We start from the raw sequence: 22,022 nt of genomic DNA on the forward strand, positions 1-22,022 counted from the left end.
CCCGCCGCCTAGCCGGCCACGTCGGTCCAGTCGGAGAACCCCGACGGGTGGTGGGGGCCGATCACGCCATGCTCGAACAAACCCGCACCCTTGCTGACAGTTCCGTCGGCTTCGGTGCACACGGCCTCGCCGATATGGTCGATGAGACTGAACGGCGCTCGGGCCATCACCTCCGGATCCGTCAGGTCGAAGCTGACTCGTTCGGCGAACGGACCGCCCTTCCAGCTACCGTGGGCCCACGAGGAGTCGCCACCGTAGCCCGATCCGAAAGCGATGGGTGCAAACAATTTCGACTCGATATCGAGCGATATCTGGTCGCCTGCCCGGTTCATGAACTCGACATGGGCGCCACGGGGAATCCTCGTTCCGGGCGCGTAGTCGATGGTGGCGCGGACTCCGTCGAGCTGTTCGACGCGGCCGTCTCTCCAGCGGCGGGTGCAGTCGTAGAGGCTGCGGTGGCCGTCGGGATCTTCCTGGAGGATCAAGAACAGCTGGGAGTCATCGAACGCCAGCGGTAGGTAGAGCCACCACATCCCGCGGAATGCGGCATCCGGCCGACCGGCGGGCTCGGCCTCACCGACAGGTCGGATCCCCCATGACCGGTCGCGGCTCGCCACGCTGGAGTCATGATCGACCTCCAACCGTTCGCCGTCGACATCGATCCAGCCCTGCCACGAGCCGACCTGGGCGAATCGGCTCGCCTGCAGCGTCACTCGCCGCTCGGTGAGCATCTCGTGCGGCTTCTCCAGTACCGCGGGGAACAGACCGCGCCACGTGAGGTCCGCAGAAATGCCTTCGGTCTTCGCGAGGGTGAGGTGCATCTGCTGCAGGGGCTCGATGACGTCGAGACGGTAGCCGTTGACGTTCTGATGAAGGCGGTCGTCGTCGATGGCGTCGCTCAGGTGTACGGCGGTCTGCGTGTCTCCGCGACGGACGACGAAGTAGGCGTCTTTGACACCGAGGCGCGGGTAGTAGCCGATACCGGTCAACGCCATGAACTTTCCGCCTCGGTCGAGCACATTGAAATACGACCGGTCGTAGAAGTTTCGGTCGGATGTGGCCGGCCAGGTCAGCGGCGCGGGCGTCTGATGGATCGGAAACTCGTCGAGCGGGCTCAGGTTCACAAGCTCTCCCTCAAATACGATGCACACTGTATTGGAACTATGCTGAAGTCATGACAGCAGAAAGCCGCAACGAAGGCAAGAGGTCTGCACAGCCCGCGCCGGGGCGGCCACGCGACAGCAGGATCGATGCCGCGATCATCGCGGCCACTCGCGAACTGATTCTGGAGATGGGATATTCAGCGCTGTCATTGTCTGCAATCGCCGCGCGTGCAGGGACTACCACGGCTGCCATCTATCGGAGGTGGTCAGGCAAGGCGCAGCTCGTTCACGAAGCGGTGTTGTTTGCCGAAGCGATCCCCACGCCCGACGGGTCAGGAGATATCCGCACTGAGATCAGGGGCTTGGTGGAGACCGTTCGGATCATCTTCGACCGACCCGAGGTGCGGTTGGCCTTACCGGGCCTGATCGCCGACACCGTTGCCGACCCGGAACTCCACAACATGATGATCGCCCGACTGGGCGGCAACCTCACAGCTTTCGAATCTCGCTTCGGTCAGGAGCGCCGCGGCGATGACCAGCTTCCGATGCTCGCCGAAATGGTCGCGGGCACTGCGATTTTCCGCATCCTCATTCGTCGAGATGCAGCCCTCGACGAGACCTGGGTGAACGAGATGACCGAGATGATCACCGAACGCTGGCCTCCGGAGAAGACGCTGGAAGGCGAATGACCGCGAGGCTGACCCGCCAGGTTTGAGATATTCTTCAGACCCACGACTCGGCTTCCTCCCTCGAAGCGGGACGGTTGAAAGGCCTGATATTGGTGACCAAACGAATAGTCCTGCGTGCTCTCGGGGCTGCAACCTGTTGTGCCACTGGGTTGCTGCTGTTCCCGACCACAGCTGACGGCTCGCCGAACGATGTCACCACAGAGTCTGCGGTGACAGGTGACACCGCCACCGTGACGATCATCAACGAAAGCAGCGCGCTGATCGGCTGCAAACTGTTCGGGCTGCCCGCCGGATCTGTGGCGGACAGCGATTCGCGGCCACCATTCGGTTATGTCAACCCGGTCGATCCGGGGGCGCTCATCCTTCCCGGAGCCACCAAGACAGTGACCTTGGAAGTGTTCACAGAAGATGGTCCGAACGGGTCCACCGCCCTGCCTCCCGGTGCCTATGACTTGTACTGGGGATGCACCACAGTTCCGAACGTCGACGGCGTCGAACAGTGGGGCACCCTGGCTCCCGCCGGCGGGATCTCGACGGCGGAGCCCACAGAGCTGGTGTTACCTGGTGACGCGGCGAGCCCTCCCCTCGCCCCGGTGGAGACGGCACCGCCTGCCGGGCCCTGTTACGACGCGGAGTGCCTGCCTCCTGAGGCTGCGGACATCGTCGATGACCTGTGGAACGAATACACGTCGCCGTAATAGCTTGCCCCGGAGCCTCGTCGTCCAATAGACCGTCGGTCTAGATCCGGACCACGTCCAGGTCGCCGTCTCGATAAGACGCACGCAGGCGCTTTTTGTCGAACTTGCCGACACTCGTCTTGGGCACCTCGTCGATCAGCGCCCAGTTCTCGGGCACCTGCCAACCGGCCACCTTGTCTGTCAGAAACTCCTTGAGCTCGTCGACTGTGACGGACGTGCTGTCCTGCCGGAGCACCACTGCCACCAGCGGTCGCTCATCCCACTTCTCGTCGGGTACGCCGATGACGGCGGCTTCTGCGACCGCGGGGTGGCCCATCACCGCATTCTCGAGATCAACAGACGAGATCCATTCGCCGCCGGATTTGATGATGTCCTTGGTTCGATCGGTCAACGTGAGATAGCCGTCCGAAGTGATTGATCCGACGTCTCCGGTGCGGAGCCAACCTTCGTTGAACTTCTCCGGGGTGGCGACGCCGTAATACGCCCCGGCGATCCACGGGCCACGGACCTCGAGTTCGCCGACACCATGGCCGTCGTGCGGAACTGCGGCACCGTCATCACCGATCAATCGAGCCTGCACTGAGGCGGGAAAGCGGCCCTGCGAGTACCGATATCGCCACATCTCGTCACCTGTGACGTCTGCGGGCGGCCGTGCCACCGAGCCGAGCGGCGATGTCTCGGTCATCCCCCAGGCGTGGAGCACGGTCACCTGGTGATCATCTTCGAAGCTGTGCATCAACGAAGGCGGTACGGCCGACCCGCCGACCAGCACCTCGCGGATGAACGAGATGTCCTGCGGATTCTGTTCGAGATGAAGGTGTAGGCCCTGCCAGATCGTCGGCACTGCTGCTGCCAGAGTCGGCCGTTCCGTCTCGATGATCGTGGCCAGTGGCTCCGGTTGCAGGAATCGATCGGGCATGATCAGAGAAGCGCCGATCATGAAAGCGGCGTAAGGCAAACCCCAGGCCATGGCGTGAAACTGGGGCACCACCGCCAGCGCACGATCACCTTGCTTGAGGTTCGGACCGTCACTCATGCACACCTGCATGGAGTGCAGATAGATCGAACGATGCGAATAGACAACACCTTTCGGGTCGCCAGTGGTGCCGGATGTGTAGCACATCGCCGCGGCGCTACGTTCCTCGACGTCTGGCCACCCCAACTCAACCGATTGCTCGGCGATCAGGCTTTCGTACGCGTGGACCTGCACCCCCTCCGGCGCGTCGAGCCCGGCCGTGGACGTACCCGTCACCACGACGTGACGGACCGTGTCCAGTCGGGGAAGGTGCGGCTGGAGCAGCGGGATCAGCGATGGATCCACGATGATCACGTGGTCTTCTGCATGATTGACGACGTGGATCAACTGCTCCGGAAACAACCGGATGTTGAGGGTGTGCAGCACCGCGCCCATCGCCGGAACCGCGAGGTAGCACTCCAGGTGTTCGGCGTTGTTCCACATGAAGGTTGCCACGCGTTGGTCACCCGTGACTCCGAGTCCCTGGAGCGCATGCGCCAGCGCACCGCAGCGCTGACCGACCTCGGCATAGGTTCGGTGCCGCGGGCCCGAATCGGTCCAGGTTGTCACCGTCGCACCCTGATGGACCGTGCTCCCGTGCCGCAGAATCTGCGCGATCGACAGCGGAACGTCCTGCATCGTGCTGAGCATGGTGCCTCCAACATCTCGGAACTCTACGGCTGAAATCATTCCATCAATTTCGGCCGGTGATATCCCGAGAACAAGCAGAAACCATGCGAGGCTGCAGTTTTGGCCGTAGTGTCCCTGCGGCGCATGGCAACGATCTAAAATCAACTACTCGTAGCTGACATTGCAGTTGGCAACGACTCCAACCGCGTTGTGCGTGCGCACGAAGGGACCGAGCCCATGGGTGGTGTGTCGACTCGTTCCCTACTTCGCCGGGGCGTGGCCGTAGCTGTCGGTGTTGTCATCGCCTCGACGAGTCTCTCGTGCGGATCAAACGACAACGACGGCGCAGATGCAGAGTCGACGGCACCGAGTACCACCGCCGCGAACGCCGACGCCGGCAAGATCGTTGACATCGTTCGTGCCAAGCTCACCGAACTCGATCTCACTGGTGCGGTGTTCGGCGTGTGGCGCGGCGACGAGCAGGTCGTCGTCGAGGCTGCCGGTGACTCCCCGATCGGGGTCCCGGCCACGCCCGACATGCAGTTACGAGTCGGACAACCGATGGAGCCAATGCTCTCGACGGTGCTGTTGCAACTCGACGACTCCGGGACTCTGGACCTCGACGAGCCGATCGCCAGGTGGGTGCCCGACTTTCCCCGCGCTGACACGATCACCCCACGGATGCTTGCGAACAGCACCTCCGGCATCTCGGACTATGTGACCAACCCCGAGTTCCTGAAGATCTTTTACGGGAACCCGATGAAGGGTTTCACTGCCCAGGAGATCCTGGACCTGGCGAACTCCCGTCCGCCACTGTTCGAGCCGGGGACCAACTTCGCCTACTCCCACAGCGATTTGTGCCTACTCGGACTGGTGCTCGAGAGGGCGACGGGCCAACCGCTCGGCGACCTGTTGAAGGATCGGATCTTCACACCGTTGGGAATGAAGGCGAGCACCGTGATGCTGACGCCGCAGATGACCGAACCGGTCCTGCACGGCTATACCAATGAACGAGGCATGTTCGAGGACTCTGCTTTCTGGAATCCGACGGCGTTCCTCAACAGCGGCAACACCAACTCCACAGTGCCTGACATCGCCCGGTGGGTACGAGCACTGGCCACCGGCGAAGTGTTGTCCGACAACGGGTTCGAAGAGATGATGGCGCCCTCGACCGCGGGGATCGGGCCCTTGACAGCTGAGAAGTTCTTCGCCTTCGGGACTGTTCACCTGGACAGCTGGTTGTTCATGAACCCGTCATTCGGCGGCTACAACGGTGTCGTCCTCTACGAGAAGACCTCCAAGACGACGATCATCGTCTACGCCACACTCGGGCCGGCGGCCGACGCAAACACCAACAACGCGGTGCCGATCGGGACCGAGATCGGCAAACTGCTGCTCCCCGACAACCCGCCGCCTGTGCCCTGATCCCAGCCATCAGCCATGGCGGACCGCGTGGTGGCGAGGTCTCAACCGGTAGCGTTGTCGACGGTCATGTCCCCCGTCGCAGGCGTACCTTCCGCGCGCCCGTACCGCAGGAGCACGGTGCCGGTCGGCGCAGCTTCCGGCTGCTCGAGAAGCCTGAGATTGGTCGGTATCGCTCCGTCGCCGAACACTTTCTTGCCCACGCCGAGAACAATGGGGTGAACCCACAGGTCGAGGCGGTCGAAGAGTTGTTCTCGAAACAGCGTCTGCACCAGATCGAGACTCCCGACCACCTTGACGCACTCGTGCCGCTCGCGGATCTCGCGCACCGCACCCGCCAGGTCCGGACCGAGTTGGGTAGAGCCGTTCCACGACAGGTCGGCAGATCCACGGGACGCCACGTACTTCGGAACACTGTTGAACAGTGTGGCGATGCTGTTGTCCGCTCCCCCTTGCTGATGAGGCCAGTACGCAGCGAAAATGTCGTATGTGCGCCTACCGAGCAGCAACGCATCGGTGCCCTGATACGAGGCGGCGATCTGCGCACCGGTGAGCTCGTCCATCAAAGGTGCCTGCCAGCCGCCGAACGGAAATCCCTCTGGATCCTCGTCGGGTCCGCCTGGCGCCTGCCCGATGAGGTCGAGCGTTGCGAACATCTCGATGTGAATGAGTCCCATGGTGTGCCCCTGCCGTTTCGGTGTGTGCCGGTCGAGAGGTAGACCCAGCCCCGCCGGCAAAATAATCGGAACAAGGCGCCGCACACCTCGAAGTTCAGTGGCACAACGGCCCGGAGGGCGAGAACCTACTTCCGCGATGAGTCACCGGCCCATGCGTCCCAATTGCTATCGGCGTACGCGCAGCGCGGCCCATGCCCCCGTCGACCACAACGCCCACGCTATGAGTACGGGTTGGAAGATCAGTCGTGTTGCGCGGGCCTGATCTGTGTCGAGGCCGAACGCGTCTCGGTGGTTGACCCACTGCGCGATGTTGCCGGGGAAGACGGCGACGAAGAAGACCGCGAGTATCAGACCGATCGCGGCGCGGCGGCTCTTCAGCAGAATGAGCGACGAGCCGAGGGCGATCTCCACCACACCCGAGGCCAGCACGGTCACATCTGGATCAAGGGGAACGAAGTCCGGGACCTGAGCCTGAAAGTCCTGCCGCGCGAAGGTCAGGTGCCCGACCCCGGCGAACACCATCGCTGAACCGAGGATGACACGACCGAGCTTGCGCGGGGTGGACTCTGTTGCAGGCGACTTCGACGTCAAGAGTGCGACGACATTTTCTTTGACGGTCAATGGATTCCCCACGTGTCTGGACTAAGTGACGTGATATCGACCTCCAGCCGAAGCCCCGAGCGCCGGGCGGTGTCGATCTGTGTGTCGTAGGCTCGCGCAGTGAGTGTTTCTGACGACGACCTCGACCACCTGCAGCGCTGCGTCGACCTGGCGCGTGAAGCGCTGATCGCGGGCGACGAACCGTTCGGATCCGTACTGATCGACACCGCGGGCCGGACACTCTTCGAAGATCGCAACCGCGTCAAAGACGGTGACCAGACGCGACATCCGGAACTGGCCATCGCACTGTGGGCCGTCCACAACATGACGCCCGAGGATCGTGCTCGCGCCACCGTCTACACCTCAGGTGAACACTGCCCGATGTGCAGCGCAGCTCATGCATGGGTAGGACTCGGACGCATCGTCTACGCGGTGTCGTCGACTCAACTGTCGACCTGGCTGCACGAATGGGGCGCTCCCCCATCCCCGGTTGCAGGGTTGTCGATCAACACCGTCGCGCCGGGGATACCTGTGGATGGTCCTGCGGAGCTTCTCGAAGCAGAGATGAAGATGCTGCATCTGGAGAAGTTCAAGTCCGCCACCCAGTGATGTACTTGTTCGATTGATCTTTCAGGTCGCTCTGGTCCGTCGGCGGCTCTTCGTCGCTTCGATGGGATCGATGGCTCCGCCGGACCACTCTCCTGCCATGGCGAGACTTGCCTCGCGGCCGGAATGCACGTGGTGAAAGGCTGATTCGGCGGCACGCTTCGAATCGCGAGCGGCGATCGCAGCGAGTATCTCCTCGTGCTCCTGACACTGCCGGCCGGGGTCGCGGTCTTTCGTGAGGTGAAAAAGCCATTGTGTGCGGGCTTCGAGCGGGCGGAGCATGGACTCGAGCAGCGGGTTCGCCGCGAGATCGACGATCATCTGATGAAACCGCGCGTTCGCGAGTGCAATCGCCGGACGGTCCTTGCGCACGGTAGCCGCCCGTGCCGCGTCGAGTTGATCGGACAACCGCGCCAGGCCGGCAGCATCCGCGCGTTCTGCGGCGAGTCTGGCGGCGAGGACCTCGAGACTCTCGCGGACGTCGAACAGATCGCGCACGTCGTTCACGCCGAACGGTGACACGACGGCGCCCTGCCGAGGAACGAGCACCACCAACCCGTCCTGCTGCAGCAATTGCAGAGCTTCCCGGAGCGGGATCCGGGACACGTCGAGTTCTGCGGCGAGGTCCCGTTCCACCAGCCGTGAACCCGGTGCCAATCTCAGATCGACGATCTGTTGCCGAAGTTCTTCGTAGGCGCGCTGGCGCAGGGACTTTGAGTCGTGCACGGGGTCTTCCGGTCGCTCTGCCACGGCCACGAGTCCAGCTCCCATCCCAGGTTCGTTCATTTCCAGCGAGTCTATCCCGAGGCCAAGTAGCGGTATACCAATAACTAACGGGGCTGTAATCGAATGGAAACACTCCTACCGGAGTCTTCTCCTAACGGTATACCGCTAAACCGGCGGTTGGCGACGGGAGAAGAATGTGAAGATCCGAAACAACACGGCGCGGGCGTCCCTGACGCTGGGTGCGGCCGCGGCCCTGACCATCGGGATGTCAGCGTGCGGGAGCTCAGGGGCGGAGACCGGGGACGGGAGTCTTTCGGTGGGCGTCTTCTTCCCCGGGTCCGTCACCGACACCGGTTTCATGGAGTCGGGCTACCTCGGTTACCAGCGGCTGGAGCAATCGCTCGGCGACCGGGTCGACCTGAGCTATGTGGAGCAGGTCGCACCTGCGGACTACCAGCAAGCCCTGCAGCGCTTCGCATCCGAGAACGACCTCGTCATCTCCGTCGGCGGACAGACCGACGCCGACGTGCGCAAGGTCGCCCCGCAGTTCCCCGACGTCGATTTCGTGGAGATCGGCGGTCCCTCGGATGCCGAACCGATGGACAACCTCGCTTACTACGATCCACAACAGGCGGAAGCCGAATTCCTTTCTGGCGCGGTGGCGGCCGCGTCGTCGCCCAACGGTGTCGTCGGGTTCGTGGGCGGTGTCGAGCTTCCCGCGATCGTCAATGCCGCACAGGCTTTCTCGAACGGTGCGACATTCGCCCGACCGGACGTCAAGGTCTTGAACCCACAGTACGTCGGCGACTTCAACGACCCGGCCAAGGCGAAACAGGCTGCCGGGACCGCCCACGCGGGCGGCGCGAACATCCTCGGACAAATCGTCAACCTCGGTAAACAGGGCATTGAACAGGCGGCCAGGGATTCAGGCAATCGCATGGTCGGAGGGCCGATCCCGGGTGATTGCGCGAACGCCGTCTACGCCGGATTCGTTCGTACCGACATCGGCACCGAGATCGAGTACGCGGTCAACGCGACACTCGAAGGCACCTGGACGGCGGCGCAGGTGCCGTTCGGCCTGACCACCGACAAAGGCGGCAGCGACTTCATCCCGTGCTCGGATGACCCCGCGGTCACGAAGGCCCTGACCGATGCAAAGGCAGCGCTGACCTCCGGCGCCGTCGAGCCCTACTGAGACCGGTCCGGACGATGACATCAAGAACAGGTCCGCTGCTGATTCTCGACGGAATCGGAAAGTCGTACGGCAATGTTCGCGCACTCGACGAGGTCAGCTTGACGGTCGAGCGGGGCTCCGTGCACTGCATTCTGGGTGAAAACGGCGCGGGCAAATCGACACTGTGCAACGTGGTCTACGGAACGGTCGCGGCTGATCAGGGCCGCATGACGATCGCCGGTGAAACGTACAGTCCGAGAACGCCCGCGGCTGCCCTCGATGCCGGGGTGGCGATGGTCCATCAGCACTTCTCACTGATACCCACGATGACCGTCGAAGACAACCTGCTGCTGGGGCGGAACGGATTCCGTCCACCCCACGACGCCATCAGGCGCGGCCTCGACCGTATCGCCGACACCTACGGCCTCACCGTCGACACGAAGGCACGGGTGCGTGATTTGCCGATCGGTGCCCGCCAGCGTGTCGAGATCGTCAAGGCTCTACTTCGTGAACCGTCGCTCATCCTGCTCGACGAACCGACTGCCGTTCTCGACCCCGCAGAAATCGATGCCCTGATCGACACCTGCAGCGCCCTGGCAGCAGACGGGAAGTCGGTTGTCCTCATCACGCACAAGCTCGGGGAGGTCAGCAGGGCGGCCGACTCGGCGACCGTGCTGCGTAGCGGGGCTGTCGTCGGCGGCGGGCGCCTGTCCCAGACCCCGCTGAGCACTCTGTTGGAACTGATGTTGGGAGGTGCGCAACCGATCGATCGTGGACATGCCCCACCCCCGCGACCGGCTTCCGACGCGGCCTGCCTGACTCTCGAGGGGATCAACTTGACCAGAGCTGACGGCAGCATCGCGCTGTCGGAGGTGAGCTTGTCCGTGCGGCCCGGCGAGATCGTCGGGATTGCGGGCGTCGAAGGCAACGGTCAATCGGAGTTGGCAGCGATCCTGGCTGGTTCGATCGGTGTGGACAGCGGTGCTGTGCACCTCGATGGCGCGGACATCACAGGACTCACCCCCGCCCAGCGCACTGCGATGGGAGTGGGTGTCGTCCCTGAAGACCGCCATGCCGAAGGCGTCATCCCGGAGCTCTCCATCGCGGAGAACATGGCACTGGCGAGGCTGCATGCCTACCGCCGGTGGGGTCTTCTGAATCGGCGAACCATGAATGCCGATGCGATGAATGCGATCTCGGAGTACTCAATTCGTGCGGACGGCTTTGATACCCCGGTCGGTTCGCTCTCAGGTGGAAACCAGCAGAAAGTCGTGTTGGCACGTGAGTTGTCGATCCCTGGTCTGCGGGTGGTCGTCGCGGCTCAACCGACACGCGGACTCGACGTCGGCGCGGTGTCCTTCGTCCTCGAGCGCCTGCGCGAAACCGCTGCCGCCGGCGCTGCGGTCCTTGTGATCTCCAGCGAGGTCGACGAACTTCTCGCGCTGTGTTCGCGCATCGTGGTCGCGTACCGGGGCACACTGGAGGGCTCGGTCGACGCCGGATCCACAACGGCAGCCACCACCATCGGCGAACTGATGATGGGAGTGGCCGCATGACCGTCATGAGCACCCTCGGCCGCCGGGCAATACCCGCGCGGGCCTGGCTTCGCAATCCGCTCGCGGTGGCAGCGATGGCACTACTGCCCGCCGCCGCCGTCGGTCTCGCCCTGGCGGCCGGCGCCGGAGCGGGCCCTGCCGAGGTGATCGACGCCCTCGTCGAAGGAACCCTGGGTTCACCCTTCGCCATCGGAACGTCACTGAACAATGCGGCCATCATCATGTTCGTCGCCGCCGGATTCACCGTCGCCTACCGCGCAGGACTGGTCAATGTGGGTGGAGAAGGTCAGATGTGCCTCGGCGGTATCGCAGCCACCACGGTCGGCGTCACTGTCGGTGACGCGATGCCGGTCTGGCTCGGTGTCGTTCTCGCCCTCGTGGCGGCTGTGTTCGCCGGCGGCTGCTGGGCGGCGATCGCGGCGTGGCTGTATGTGCGCCGCGGAACCAGCGAGATCATCACCACTCTGCTGCTGAACTTCGTCGGTCTCGCGCTGGTCGTACTGGTGGTCCATGAGCCCGCTCTGCTGCGACAGCCCGTGACCTCGTCCGAGACACTCCCCCAGTCCGAAGCCTTGGGCGAGGCGAGTCATCTGCCGTTGCTGGGTCTGACAAGATCCCCGGCCACCATCGCCATCGTTCTCGCCCTCATCGGGATCACAGCGGTCGGAATCGTACTGCGGCACAGTGCCATCGGTCTGCGGCTTCGATCGGTCGGCCTGTCACCCAGCGCATCGGCGCGACTCGGGATCGGCGTCGACAAGGTTCGTTTCGTAGGTCTGGCCACTGCCGGTGGATTCTCCGGGCTGGCCGGCGGCATCCTGGTGACCTCGGCGCCCTTCGTACTCGCAGAGGGATTCTCTTCAGGGTTCGGCTTCACCGGCCTGGTGGTCGGCCTGCTGGCCCGCGGCTCGATGGTTGCGGTGGCGGCGGTCTCGGTGTTCCTCGGCTTTCTCGTCGCCGGCGGGATCAATCTGCAACTGGCAGCCGGAGTTCCGTCGTCCACCGTCACGGTGGTGCAGAGCGTACTGATAATCGTGATTGCCGGAGCAACACTCTGGACCACGACCTCCCGAAAGAAGACGTCGGCCGTCTCCCCCGCGGCCGCCACCGATGAGGCCGCTGAAGAGGTACGCCTGTGAACATCGACATGCTCACCCAGATCTTCACCAGTGGCGTCGCTTTCGCGATCTTGCTGATCGTCGCCGCCACCGGCGAGTCCATCAGCGAACGGGCCGGGGTGCTCAACCTCAGCATGGAGGGAATGATGCTCACCGGTGCCTTCGCCAGTGTCCTGGCCTCCGCGACTACCGAGTCCGCAGTCCTCGGCGTGGCCGCCGGGGTGCTGGCGGCCCTGCTCTTCGGTGTGGTGCAGGCACTGCTCACCGTGCGATTCCGCGCTGATCAGATCGTCGTCGGCATAGCCGCAAATGCGCTTGCCCTCGGCCTGACCACCTACGGTGCCAGGATCTTGCTCGACGACGGAAAGGGACAGGGTGTGGCCGGCTTCTCCGGAGTCGACATTCCCGTTCTCACCGACATTCCTGTCGTCGGACCCGCATTGTTCGGGCAGTCGCTGCTCGGGTATCTGTGCGTGGCCGTCGTGATCGCCATCGCATTGGTGTTCTCGGGACAGACCATGGCAGGCGTCCGGGTCGACGCCGTCGGCGAGGATGCCATCTCCGCCGGCTGGACCGGACTGTCCGTCAACAAGATCCGCGCACTGTGCGTGCTACTCGCCTCTGCGACGGGTGGCCTCGCCGGCGCGCAGTTGCCTTTGTCCGAGGTGCAGTCGTTCAGCGAGAACATGACCGCCGGACTCGGATACCTCGCCGTGGTCGCGGTCATCGCCGGCCGCTGGAAGGTGCTGGGCATCGTCTGGGCCTGCGTCTTTTTCGGCGTCGCCCGTGCGCTGCAGTTCGCCCTTCCCGCGGTCGGTGTGGACATCCCCTATGCCGTACTCGTGATGCTGCCCTACGTCATCGCCATCGTCGCCATCAGCGGCGTCGTCGGCGGCAGACGCGCACCGACCTGCCTCACCGTTCCTTACGCCGGTCGCTCCTGACCTCCATCACCTCTAAGGCACTGTCATGACTCTGATCCTCACCCATTCCGACATCGACGCCCTGATCGACCGCGCTGCGATCTACCGCGCGATCGAACAGGCCCACATCGATCTCACCACCGGCGACGCGGTCAATCCGGCACCCGCTCAACTCCCACTGATCGACGGTGGCACAGCTCTTCCGATGGTCGCGTCCTCCCACCGATCGGGCGCCAGCGTCGTCAAGATGCTGTCCGACATGCCCCTTAACGGAGCCCGCGGACTACCCAGTCAGCGGTCGACGATCATGTTGTTGTCGGCACGAACCGGCGAGTGTGAAGCGGTACTCGACGGCAGGCTGATCACCGCGATCCGCACGGCCGCCGCGAGCGCGGTTGCGACCGCTCACCTTGCCCGGCAGGAGTCCTCGACCCTGGGATTGATCGGTGCAGGCACACTGGCCGTCGAGCATGCCCGCGCGATCTGTGCCGTCAGGCCGATCGAGAAGGTTCTCGTGTGGTCGCGGTCGGCAGCAACAGTGGACCGATTCCGCTATCGGACAACAGGTTTGGACGTACAGATCGAGTACGCCGAGTCCCCACGGCGAGTGGTCTCCGCCGCCGACATCGTGTGCACCCTCACTCCGTCGCAGACCCCGATCATCGAAGGCGCCTGGTTCCGGCCCGGTCTCCATCTCAACGCGGTGGGGGCACCGCCGCGACCGGACCACAGAGAGATCGACGGACCTGGCATGGCTGACTGTCGCCTGATCGTGGACAGCACCGCAACGGCACTGAGCAAATCGGGTGAGGTGCTCTTGGCCATCGCCGAGGGGTATCTGACCGCCGCCGACGTGCGCGTCGAGCTCGGCGACGTCATCGTGGCGCCTCAGACCGGTCGACGCTCGGACGACGAGATGACGCTCTTCAATTCGGTCGGGATCGGTTTGCAAGATCTCGTCACTGCCCGCACGCTCCTGGACGCCGCGATTGCGCAGGGTGCAGGCTCGACGGTGCTTCTGAACGCCTGACGCCAGTCTCCGAAACCGGGACGGATCCCCGACCCATGATTACGCCGAGCGGCGGGCCGTCGCGAGCCGTGCGATGCGCGGCAGTGCGACCGCCATGACCGGGAGGTAGGCCGGGGCCCACACGGGCACGCCGAAACTCAGGACGCAACCGTCGCGCGTCGGAATCACCTCGTGCCGGGTGGCAGGCACGCCCGCCACCCGCCAGCCCCACGCCCGGCCATCGACGAACTCGTCGATCTCGAATGGCAGTGGTACTCCCACGGGCGTCCATACCTTGCCGCGGCTACCGAAGGTCAAGGGTCCTGGTCCGTCGAGTTCGGCGCCGGAGACCGTGGGCCCCCACTCGGGCCACACTTTCAGATCCACCAACACCTCCCACACTGCTGCGGCAGGGGCGGCGATGGCGAGCTCGACGCTGGGCATTCGATGACGCAATCGCAGGCGCATGAGTGCAGCCATAGCCACCGTGGCGCTGGTTCAAACGCACCCGGTACCCAGCCGTCGGAGCGCCGGCCCGACGCTGTGGCGATTTCGATCGTCGCGGTTCGACTTGCGCGATCGGAGCAATTCAGTCAGCCTGGTCACGCAAAACGAGAACACGTTCTAGTATCGGAGGCAGCTCGGCCAACGGGGGATGGGTGGATGTACGACTTCGAGGATTCGCGCGACCGTACAAGCGGCCCTCCGCTGCCCAAACCGATGATCGCCCTCACCGCCCTCGAGGTGGTCCGGGTCGCTGTCGAATACCCCGTATCGGTCGGATTGGATGCCGTGTTGCCCGTACGACGTGTCGGCGGCGGCCGCCCGGTCCTGGTGCTCCCCGGGTTCTCTGCTTCGGATTCTCTGACCCGACGGCTGCGCGCACATCTGAGAAGACAGGACTACCGGGTACACGGGTGGGGGCTCGGAACCAACCACGGTCTGACAGACGAGATCGTCGCGGGCCTGCCCGCCCGGCTCGACACCATCCACGAACGGTACGGTCGGCCGGTCAGCGTGGTCGGCTGGAGTTTCGGAGGACTGCTGGCGCGATGGCTCGGCCATGTCCGGCCCGATCACGTCGACCGCGTCATCACCTTGGGGTCACCCTGGCGGCCACAGGGGGAGATCACCCGCACCACCGCATTGTTCGAGAGAGCAGCCCGCAAGTACGGCCTCTCCCCCGAAGCCAGGGACATCGTCGACACGCTCCGACAACCCATGCCCGTCCCCTGCACTGCGGTCTATTCGAAGACCGACGGGGTCGTGAACTGGCGCAGTTGCGCGCTTGATGATGCCCAGGACCAGCAGAACATTGCGGTGGTGAGTAGCCATATAGGTCTTGTCTCGAACCCGCTCTCGCTGGCGGTGGTGTCCGACCGCCTCGCGCACGAGCACCCGGCCGATGCAGCGTTCGTATGGCGACGATGTCTGCACCGTTCGCTGTTCGGACAACAGCCCCGTACACCAACCGTGAGGTCATGAATGGCTGACAAGGCGATCGTCGTCAACGAACCCGATAGTGCATCGCTGTGGACCCAGCGGGATCCCACGTGGGTGGCGCGGGTGCTGCCCTTGCTCAAAGTGGCCGTCAAGGCGTGGTTCCGATCGGACGTTCGTGGTGTCGACAAGATCCCCGAAGGTGGCGCGCTGCTGGTCAGCAATCACTCCGGCGGTGTGATGGCGATGGATGTGCCGGTCATCGCGGTGGCCTTCTGGGATCACTTCGGCACCGAACGACCGCTGTACGTATTGGCCCACGACATCCTGTTTCTGGGACCGGCCAAAGAAGTCTTCTCCCGTACCGGTTTCCTCCCCGCCAACCGAAAGAATGCGCAGGACATCCTGCAATCAGGCGGCGTCACCATCGTGTTCCCCGGGGGCGACTACGACGTCTTCCGGCCGACGACATCCGCCAACCGGATCGATTTCGAGGGCCGGACCGGTTACGTGCGCACCGCGCTCGAGGCGGGCGTTCCACTGGTGCCGGTGGTCAGCATCGGAGGGCATGAAGCACAACTGTTTCTCTCGCGCGGTGAAGGTCTTGCCAAATTGCTGCAACTCGATCGCCTCACCCGGATGAAGTTCGTACCGGTGACGTTCGGCTTCCCATTCGGTTTCTCGTTGGGGCTTCCTCCGAACCTGCCACTGCCGACGAAGATCGCGACCCGTGTGCTCGACCCGGTTCACATCACGGAAGAGTTCGGAGACGATCCCGACATCGAGGAGGTCGATCGGGTCGTCAGAGATCGGATGCAACAGGCGCTCGACGAGATGGCGCGGACTCGCCGATTCCCGGTGATCGGATGAATCGCGTGAAGCACCTTGCCATCACCGGTGCGCATGGGGTGAAGCACACGATCTGGATGGTTCGGATACTCTGCAGCGCAGGTTTTCTCGCGCTGCTACGCCCTGACAAGTATGTACGGATGATTGCAGCGCTGCTGCGACTGGGCGCCTCACCCTTGACGGGTATCGGCCTGTCTGCCGCCCGCAGTCCGCGTGCAACGGCGATCATCGACGAGCGCGGGTCGCTGAGCTGGGCCGCGTTGGAGAACCGCAGCGACGCACTCGCCGTCGGACTCGCCAACAGCAACACCAGGGAACCCGCGACCATCGGGATCTTGTGCCGAAACCACCGAGGGTTGGTCGAATCGCTGGCCGCAGCCACGAAGACCGGTGCCGACGCTCTCTTGCTCAACACCGGGTTCTCGGGGCCCCAGCTCGCGGAAGTCCTTGTGCGCGAGGGTGCGACGACAATCGTGTACGACGAGGAGTTCTCGGGGCTGGTTGCGCATGCGCGAGACAAGATCGAGGGATTGATCGAGTTGATCGCCTGGTGCGAGGACACCTCCGCGGGCAAGACCATCGATGAGATCATCACCGTCAACTCCGGGAACCGACCTCCGAAGCCCAAGAAGGCCGGGCGCATCATTCTGCTCACCTCCGGCACCACGGGCACGCCGAAAGGGGCGCGCAGATCTGGCGGCGGCGGCGCGGGCGCCCTCGCAGCCATGTTCGAGCGAATCCCGTGGCGCGCCGAGCAGACAGTGGTCATTGCCGCTCCGATGTTCCACGCCTGGGGTTTTGGTCAGATGGCGGTGGCGGCCTCGATGACCTGCACGATGGTGATGCGGCGCCGCTTCGATCCAGAGGCGACGTTGGCGATGGTCGACGAGCACGGGGCGCGTGGGCTCGCACTCGTTCCTGTGATGCTGGAACGGATCATGGATCTGCCCGGCGAGGTGCTGGACAACCATCAGATGGCGACACTGCGGTTCGCAACGATCAGTGGTTCCCGGATGAGGGCAGATGCAGTACGCGACTTCATGGATCGCTTCGGTGACGTGGTGTACAACAGCTACAACGCGACCGAAGCCGGGCTGATCAGCACGGCCGTCCCGGCCGATCTGCGCGCGGCGCCGGACACCGCGGGGCGTCCGGCAGCAGGCACCGATGTTCGGATACTCGACGAGAACTTCGAGGAGCTGGCCGCCGGAGATGTCGGAAAGATCGCTGTGTTGAGCAACTCGCATTTCGAGGGATACAGCTCGGGCGAGACGAAGGATTTTCACGGGGCCTTCATGCTCACCGGCGATATGGGGACGTTGGACCGAGCAGGCCGGCTGTTCGTCGTCGGACGCGACGACGACATGATCGTCTCGGGCGGAGAGAACGTCTTCCCACTCGAGGTCGAGGAGACGCTGCACCAACACCCGTCGGTGCTCGAGGCCGCGGTCCTCGGGGTAGACGATGCGCAGTACGGCCAGCGTCTGGCGGCCTTCGTGGTCCTGCGTCCAGGACAGTCGGCGGGAGCCGATGAGCTCAAGGCCCATGTGAAAGCCCAACTCGCGGGGTTCAAGGCTCCTCGCGACGTGGTCTTCCTCGACAGTTTGCCGCGTAATGCCACAGGCAAGGTGGTCAAACGTGAACTGCCCGAGGTACGCGACCCGGGTGTACCAACAGGTCCTGCCTCATGACCACCGCTGCGCTGCCGGGTCATACCTGATGGAACGCATGGAGGGCGTCGACGCCGGGTACCTGTACATGGAAACGCCCACCATGCACATGCACACGCTCAAGATCGCCATCATGGAGCCCAGCGACAGCTACACATTTGCCGGGCTCCAGAAACAACTACTGTCCCGGATGAACGACCTGCCGCCTCTGAAGCAGCGTCCATTACCGGTTCCATTCGCTCTCAACCATCCGATGTGGATCTCAGACGGACCCATCGAGCCGGGCCGACACATATTTCGGCATGACCTACCCTCACCTGGTGGTCACACAGAACTCGAAGCACTGATCGGGCAGGTGTGTAGCACACCCCTCGACCGGGACATCCCACTCTGGGAGGTGCACGTGTGCGAAGGGATGGCCGGTGGACTGGTCGCGGTGATCGGAAAACTGCATCATGCGCTCGCCGACGGTGGCGCAGCCAACGCCCTGATCGCCAACATCGCCGACCCCCGGGAAGGCACCCCCACCGCAGATCGGCGATCCGGCCGCCCCGCGGACTGGCACTTCGACGCCGTCCCGGCGAAGGGCACCCAGATCAAACTGGCGCTTCGCGACGCGACCGTGCAGATCGGGACAATCCATGGTCTGCTCGGTCGAACGACGAGCGGCGCTGTTGCTGCTGTTCGTCGCCGGCGTGAGCACGACGTGAGTGTCCCCCGCCCGATTCTCGATGCCCCGCGCACCTCTTTCAACGGGGCGTTGACCCCGCGGCGGAACTTCGCCACCTGCACGCTTGATCTGGCTCACGTCAAGCAGGTTCGCAAGGCCAACGGAGTCACCGTCAATGACGTCGTCCTGGCGGTCGTGGGCGGTGCGCTCCGAACGTGGTTGGACGCACGCGACGAACATCCGGCGACTGCCCTGCTGGCCGGCGTGCCGGTCTCCACCGAAGAGGTGGGCAGTTCACCGCGGCTCAGCGGCAACCGGGTATCCAACCTGTTCACCACGCTCGCAACCGATGTCGACGATCCGATCGAACGGTTGCATACGATCTCGAACATCACGAGTGCCTCGAAAGATCTGCAACGCACCCTCGGCCCGAGCATGCTCGCCGACTGGGTCCAGTTCACCCCACCGGCTCCGTTCAGCGCTCTCCTGCGGTGGTATTCACATGCGCGGATGGCGGCGCGACATGCGCCGCCCTTCAACGTGATCGTGTCCAATGTGAAAGGTCCGCCCGCCGAGATACGCATCGCAGGATCTCGCCTTCACGACCTCTACAGTGTCGGGCCGCTCATCGAGGGCATCGGTCTCAACATCACGGCGTGGTCGTACGCCGGGCGCCTCAACATCGCGGCCTTGAGCTGCCCTGACCTGATGCCCGATCTTCCTTCGCTTGTCGCCGCACTCGAGCCGGCCCTCCAACAATTGCGTAACCCGTGACGCAGCCCCAGAAAGGTGAGACAAATGACTGTCCGCACAGTGATGACCGCAGCGCAACGCCTGTCCGGCCCCGGCGTCGACCTAGTGCGCAAGGGAGCCGCAGCCGGACTACGTGCGGCACTTCCGTCACCACCTGAGGTCGACAGCGTCCCCGAAGGCCAGATTCTCGAATTACCGGGTCGCGGAAAGACTTTCGTCGTCGACGTGCCCGGACCCACCCCTGAGGCACCGACCATAGTGCTTCTGCACGCCCTCGGTTGCACCGCGTACCTGAGCTGGATGGCGACATTCGGCGCCCTGTCGAACCACTATCGGGTGGTCACTTTCGACCAGCGATGGCATGGCCGGGGCATTCGCTCGTCCAAGTTCGAGTTCGATGATTGCGCCGACGACGTGGCCGCCGTATTGGACGCGCTCGGCGTCGATCGCGCGGTGATTGCCGGATACTCGATGGGCGGCGCCGTCGCACAACTCACTTGGCGGCGCCACCCGCACCGGGTCTGCGGCCTGGTGTTGTGCTCCACAGCAAGAAACTTCCGCGGCAAACACGGGGAGCGCCTCTTCTTTCCGCTCATGACCGCGACCATGATGCCTTTGACCGGCTTCGCGCTGGCACACGTGGATCAGCTGGCCCAGACCCTCCCCGAGCTGCCGTCGATCGAAGTGGCCGATTCGGCCGCCTGGACGCGAGTCGAGTTCCGCAGCACCAGTGCATGGTCGATCCCTCACGCGCTCGCCGAACTGGGACGCTTCGACTCGGCGGCGTGGATCGGCGAGGTGGACGTGCCGACCGCCGTTGTCGTGACCACTCGGGACCGGATCATCCCCAGTCGCCGACAGCGCCGACTGGCCGCTTCGATCACCGGGGCACAAGTTTTCTCCGCGGCAGGCGGTCACGCTGCCATCGTGCTCGGAGCCACCGACTGGGTACCGACATTTGTAGAGGCCGCCGAGAACGTGATTGCCAGGATCGATCCCGAGATCCGCGAACAATATTCCTACTGAATACTCGCGTCGACCGGCTGGGCCGCCTCTGGTCATGAACTACGAGTATGCGCGGAATGTGCATCACATCAAGACAATTGCCGACCAAGCACCACCACGGCACATAAATGACGCCAAGGTCAGTTGTTTTTCTCAGACGGGTTTGGTCCACGAGATCGAATAGCGAAACAACAGGTGTCGCCGAAATCGAGAACCCGGTAGCAACTCGTGTGCGAGCTTCTTCATCTCGCGATAGGTGACAGGTGGCGGCCAAACAACGGGACAGGGATGTTTCCATAACTTGTGCCGGCTGAGTACGGCAAGCGCCGAGACGGTCGATGCGAGGTCGATGATCAGATCGCGGGGACGTTCGCTGCTCGCACATCCGATCACGATCACCGTGCCACCCGGTCTGACCAGTTCTGCCATGCGCACGAGCCCACGTGCGGCATCGATGTGATGAAGTACAGCCACGGAGACAACCGCGTCGAACGATTCGGATTCGAACGGATACTCGAGTGCATCGCCGCAGATGTAGTCGATGTCGCCGACCGACTGCTCGCGAGCTGCCCGAATACTGTCCTCGTCAGGGTCGATGCCCACGACGCGAGCTGACCGAGCTCGCAGTCTCCGGGCCAGCATCCCTTCCCCGCACCCGAAGTCCAAGACAGAATCGGTACCGGGCATCAGCTTGTCGGTCAGCCGATAGTAGTGGGTGTTGTAGTTCCAACGGTCCGAATCGGGCGCCGAATCCCCGTCCCAGGTTTTCAGATCGAATATCGATCTGTTGTGCTGAACATTTTGGACACTTCGTCCGGAATTAATCGCCTGTTCATCATGAGTGTCCTGCACCCGTGTCAGAGGCCACGAAAAATTGCTCACGTCTGATCCCCGTCCATCCCGAATTGCCCGATTCGTTGTTCGTCATCAGTAATGACGTTTCCCGTCGGCCGACCAACCATTTGTCATATTCGCATATTCCGCCTGGCGGTTATGCTCGACAATATCAACTATTGCATAGAAGGGCGGCTGTGCGAATGTTTGCCCCTCCGGAAGTGGTAATACGGGACAATTCGTAGAGCGCCCCATTTCGGGCGTCGGTTGTCCTGACATCGTCCGCGATTTATTACGGAAGCGACACGCTCGACAAAAGACGGGTTGTCCACACGCAGGTTGCAGGGGTCCTCGGACTGTCCGGCACTGGCCTCCGGTCGGTGCCAGGTGGCACGATCGATGAGATGACCAGCAGACCCCGAGACGCCCAACAGTTGCGCGACCTCGCTCTGCTGCGCCGCGTCCGGGATCGGATCGACCGTGAGCATGCCCGGCCGCTCGACGTCGAGGCGCTCGCGCGCGGTGTGAACATGTCTGCAGGCCACCTCAGTCGCGAGTTCAAGAGGGCATACGGTGAATCCCCCTATGCGTACCTGATGACCCGGCGGATAGAGAGGGCCATGGCACTGCTGCGCCGCGGCGACCTCAGTGTCACCGAAGTGTGCTTCACGGTGGGCTGTTCATCGCTGGGCACGTTCAGCACCCGATTCACCGAGCTGGTCGGCGTCCCACCCAGCGTCTACCGGCGTGACGCGGCGCTCTCGACCGCCGGGATGCCGTCGTGTGTGGCGAAACAGGTGACGAGACCGATCAGGAATCGAGAAGCGCCCATCACCCCGTCGCAACTAGCGTGAC

The 22,022-nt window shown here is 63.7% G+C and carries 22 protein-coding genes; 15 read left to right on the forward strand and 7 right to left on the reverse strand.

Going from position 1 to position 22,022, the window contains the following annotated elements:
• Window positions 1-8: 8 nt before the first annotated feature.
• Window positions 9-1,124, reverse strand: a complete 1,116-nt coding sequence (locus BH683_RS19790; protein WP_084838000.1) for a hypothetical protein — start codon at window positions 1,122-1,124, stop codon at window positions 9-11.
• Window positions 1,125-1,174: 50 nt separating this feature from the next.
• Between BH683_RS19790 and BH683_RS19795 the strand changes: the two genes are divergently transcribed.
• Complete coding sequence (locus BH683_RS19795; RefSeq protein ID WP_084838001.1) at window positions 1,175-1,792, forward strand: TetR-like C-terminal domain-containing protein; 618 nt, start codon at window positions 1,175-1,177, stop codon at window positions 1,790-1,792.
• A 209-nt stretch (window positions 1,793-2,001) separates the two neighbouring features.
• Entirely contained in the window at window positions 2,002-2,490 is a 489-nt protein-coding gene (locus BH683_RS19800; protein ID WP_246833486.1) for a hypothetical protein, read from the forward strand.
• Window positions 2,491-2,530: 40 nt separating this feature from the next.
• Here the strand turns inward: BH683_RS19800 and BH683_RS19805 are convergent, their stop codons facing one another.
• The gene (locus BH683_RS19805) at window positions 2,531-4,156 is read right to left on the reverse strand and encodes a long-chain fatty acid--CoA ligase (RefSeq protein WP_084838187.1); all 1,626 of its coding nucleotides are present in this window, start codon (window positions 4,154-4,156) and stop codon (window positions 2,531-2,533) included.
• A gap of 216 nt (window positions 4,157-4,372) precedes the next feature.
• Between BH683_RS19805 and BH683_RS19810 the strand changes: the two genes are divergently transcribed.
• Window positions 4,373-5,560, forward strand: coding sequence for a serine hydrolase domain-containing protein (locus BH683_RS19810; protein WP_084838188.1), 1,188 nt, complete (start codon window positions 4,373-4,375; stop codon window positions 5,558-5,560).
• Window positions 5,561-5,601: 41 nt separating this feature from the next.
• Here the strand turns inward: BH683_RS19810 and BH683_RS19815 are convergent, their stop codons facing one another.
• Together BH683_RS19815 and BH683_RS19820 are read right to left on the reverse strand one after the other, a co-directional pair.
• Entirely contained in the window at window positions 5,602-6,234 is a 633-nt protein-coding gene (locus tag BH683_RS19815) for a dihydrofolate reductase family protein (protein WP_084838003.1), read from the reverse strand.
• Between the two features lie 165 nt (window positions 6,235-6,399).
• Complete coding sequence (locus BH683_RS19820) at window positions 6,400-6,825, reverse strand: DoxX family membrane protein (RefSeq protein WP_281492327.1); 426 nt, start codon at window positions 6,823-6,825, stop codon at window positions 6,400-6,402.
• Between the two features lie 129 nt (window positions 6,826-6,954).
• Here BH683_RS19820 and BH683_RS19825 point away from each other — a divergent pair, with 129 nt between their 5' ends.
• Window positions 6,955-7,443, forward strand: coding sequence for a nucleoside deaminase (locus BH683_RS19825; RefSeq protein ID WP_084838004.1), 489 nt, complete (start codon window positions 6,955-6,957; stop codon window positions 7,441-7,443).
• Window positions 7,444-7,464: 21 nt separating this feature from the next.
• Here BH683_RS19825 and BH683_RS19830 read toward each other — a convergent pair whose 3' ends face one another.
• A complete protein-coding gene (locus tag BH683_RS19830; protein ID WP_084838190.1) occupies window positions 7,465-8,211 on the reverse strand; it encodes a GntR family transcriptional regulator in 747 nt (248 codons plus the stop codon).
• Between the two features lie 151 nt (window positions 8,212-8,362).
• Between BH683_RS19830 and BH683_RS19835 the strand changes: the two genes are divergently transcribed.
• The 5 genes from BH683_RS19835 to BH683_RS19855 are packed head-to-tail and all read left to right on the forward strand — an operon-like array spanning window position 8,363 to window position 13,967.
• Window positions 8,363-9,361 (forward strand): BMP family ABC transporter substrate-binding protein, encoded by a 999-nt coding sequence (locus BH683_RS19835; RefSeq protein WP_246833487.1) that lies wholly within the window; start codon window positions 8,363-8,365, stop codon window positions 9,359-9,361.
• Window positions 9,362-9,375: 14 nt separating this feature from the next.
• The gene (locus BH683_RS19840; protein WP_084838005.1) at window positions 9,376-10,896 is read left to right on the forward strand and encodes an ABC transporter ATP-binding protein; all 1,521 of its coding nucleotides are present in this window, start codon (window positions 9,376-9,378) and stop codon (window positions 10,894-10,896) included.
• 5 nt (window positions 10,897-10,901) lie between these two features.
• The gene (locus tag BH683_RS19845; RefSeq protein WP_094647619.1) at window positions 10,902-12,035 is read left to right on the forward strand and encodes an ABC transporter permease; all 1,134 of its coding nucleotides are present in this window, start codon (window positions 10,902-10,904) and stop codon (window positions 12,033-12,035) included.
• On the forward strand, window positions 12,032-12,958 hold the full coding sequence (locus BH683_RS19850) for an ABC transporter permease (RefSeq protein ID WP_084838007.1): 927 nt from the start codon (window positions 12,032-12,034) through the stop codon (window positions 12,956-12,958). The genes BH683_RS19845 and BH683_RS19850 overlap by 4 nt, the downstream gene beginning before the upstream one ends.
• A gap of 25 nt (window positions 12,959-12,983) precedes the next feature.
• Window positions 12,984-13,967 carry an ornithine cyclodeaminase family protein gene (locus BH683_RS19855; protein WP_084838008.1) on the forward strand — a complete coding sequence of 328 codons (984 nt, stop codon included), beginning with the start codon at window positions 12,984-12,986 and terminating at the stop codon, window positions 13,965-13,967.
• A 39-nt stretch (window positions 13,968-14,006) separates the two neighbouring features.
• On the opposite strand, the gene BH683_RS19860 is transcribed toward BH683_RS19855, so the two are convergent.
• The gene (locus tag BH683_RS19860; protein ID WP_246833488.1) at window positions 14,007-14,390 is read right to left on the reverse strand and encodes an SRPBCC family protein; all 384 of its coding nucleotides are present in this window, start codon (window positions 14,388-14,390) and stop codon (window positions 14,007-14,009) included.
• A 219-nt stretch (window positions 14,391-14,609) separates the two neighbouring features.
• On the opposite strand from BH683_RS19860, the gene BH683_RS19865 reads away from it, so the two are divergent.
• Genes BH683_RS19865 through BH683_RS19885 form a run of 5 tightly spaced genes read left to right on the forward strand, consistent with a single transcriptional unit; the run spans window position 14,610 to window position 20,354 of the window.
• Window positions 14,610-15,431 (forward strand): alpha/beta fold hydrolase, encoded by an 822-nt coding sequence (locus BH683_RS19865; RefSeq protein ID WP_084838009.1) that lies wholly within the window; start codon window positions 14,610-14,612, stop codon window positions 15,429-15,431.
• A complete protein-coding gene (locus BH683_RS19870; protein ID WP_084838010.1) occupies window positions 15,432-16,256 on the forward strand; it encodes a lysophospholipid acyltransferase family protein in 825 nt (274 codons plus the stop codon).
• Window positions 16,253-17,926 carry an AMP-binding protein gene (locus BH683_RS19875; RefSeq protein ID WP_084838011.1) on the forward strand — a complete coding sequence of 558 codons (1,674 nt, stop codon included), beginning with the start codon at window positions 16,253-16,255 and terminating at the stop codon, window positions 17,924-17,926. Before BH683_RS19870 ends, BH683_RS19875 begins: the two co-directional genes overlap by 4 nt.
• 28 nt (window positions 17,927-17,954) lie before the next feature.
• A complete protein-coding gene (locus BH683_RS19880) occupies window positions 17,955-19,349 on the forward strand; it encodes a wax ester/triacylglycerol synthase family O-acyltransferase (RefSeq protein WP_168187085.1) in 1,395 nt (464 codons plus the stop codon).
• Between the two features lie 24 nt (window positions 19,350-19,373).
• Entirely contained in the window at window positions 19,374-20,354 is a 981-nt protein-coding gene (locus BH683_RS19885) for an alpha/beta hydrolase (RefSeq protein ID WP_084838013.1), read from the forward strand.
• A 132-nt stretch (window positions 20,355-20,486) separates the two neighbouring features.
• Here the strand turns inward: BH683_RS19885 and BH683_RS19890 are convergent, their stop codons facing one another.
• Window positions 20,487-21,215: a class I SAM-dependent methyltransferase gene (locus BH683_RS19890; RefSeq protein WP_246833489.1), complete on the reverse strand. Its 729-nt coding sequence runs from the start codon at window positions 21,213-21,215 to the stop codon at window positions 20,487-20,489.
• 356 nt (window positions 21,216-21,571) lie between these two features.
• On the opposite strand from BH683_RS19890, the gene BH683_RS19895 reads away from it, so the two are divergent.
• Complete coding sequence (locus tag BH683_RS19895; protein WP_084838014.1) at window positions 21,572-22,021, forward strand: helix-turn-helix transcriptional regulator; 450 nt, start codon at window positions 21,572-21,574, stop codon at window positions 22,019-22,021.
• Window position 22,022 lies beyond the last annotated feature (1 nt).

This window comes from Williamsia sp. 1138 (genome assembly GCF_002095435.2).
In the GTDB taxonomy this organism is placed as follows: domain Bacteria; phylum Actinomycetota; class Actinomycetes; order Mycobacteriales; family Mycobacteriaceae; genus Williamsia.

What these genes read in the sequence shown, in the direction of transcription:
- BH683_RS19830 (WP_084838190.1), bottom strand. Translation starts at nt 8,211, where the DNA reads ATGGGAGCTGGACTCGTGGCCGTGGCAGAGCGACCGGAAGACCCCGTG.
- BH683_RS19865 (WP_084838009.1), top strand. Translation starts at nt 14,610, where the DNA reads ATGTACGACTTCGAGGATTCGCGCGACCGTACAAGCGGCCCTCCGCTG.
- BH683_RS19855 (WP_084838008.1), top strand. Translation starts at nt 12,984, where the DNA reads ATGACTCTGATCCTCACCCATTCCGACATCGACGCCCTGATCGACCGC.
- BH683_RS19895 (WP_084838014.1), top strand. Translation starts at nt 21,572, where the DNA reads ATGACCAGCAGACCCCGAGACGCCCAACAGTTGCGCGACCTCGCTCTG.
- BH683_RS19805 (WP_084838187.1), bottom strand. Translation starts at nt 4,156, where the DNA reads ATGCTCAGCACGATGCAGGACGTTCCGCTGTCGATCGCGCAGATTCTG.
- BH683_RS19840 (WP_084838005.1), top strand. Translation starts at nt 9,376, where the DNA reads ATGACATCAAGAACAGGTCCGCTGCTGATTCTCGACGGAATCGGAAAG.
- BH683_RS19815 (WP_084838003.1), bottom strand. Translation starts at nt 6,234, where the DNA reads ATGGGACTCATTCACATCGAGATGTTCGCAACGCTCGACCTCATCGGG.
- BH683_RS19875 (WP_084838011.1), top strand. Translation starts at nt 16,253, where the DNA reads ATGAATCGCGTGAAGCACCTTGCCATCACCGGTGCGCATGGGGTGAAG.
- BH683_RS19810 (WP_084838188.1), top strand. Translation starts at nt 4,373, where the DNA reads ATGGGTGGTGTGTCGACTCGTTCCCTACTTCGCCGGGGCGTGGCCGTA.
- BH683_RS19845 (WP_094647619.1), top strand. Translation starts at nt 10,902, where the DNA reads ATGAGCACCCTCGGCCGCCGGGCAATACCCGCGCGGGCCTGGCTTCGC.
- BH683_RS19870 (WP_084838010.1), top strand. Translation starts at nt 15,432, where the DNA reads ATGGCTGACAAGGCGATCGTCGTCAACGAACCCGATAGTGCATCGCTG.
- BH683_RS19880 (WP_168187085.1), top strand. Translation starts at nt 17,955, where the DNA reads ATGGAACGCATGGAGGGCGTCGACGCCGGGTACCTGTACATGGAAACG.
- BH683_RS19860 (WP_246833488.1), bottom strand. Translation starts at nt 14,390, where the DNA reads ATGCCCAGCGTCGAGCTCGCCATCGCCGCCCCTGCCGCAGCAGTGTGG.
- BH683_RS19885 (WP_084838013.1), top strand. Translation starts at nt 19,374, where the DNA reads ATGACTGTCCGCACAGTGATGACCGCAGCGCAACGCCTGTCCGGCCCC.
- BH683_RS19795 (WP_084838001.1), top strand. Translation starts at nt 1,175, where the DNA reads ATGACAGCAGAAAGCCGCAACGAAGGCAAGAGGTCTGCACAGCCCGCG.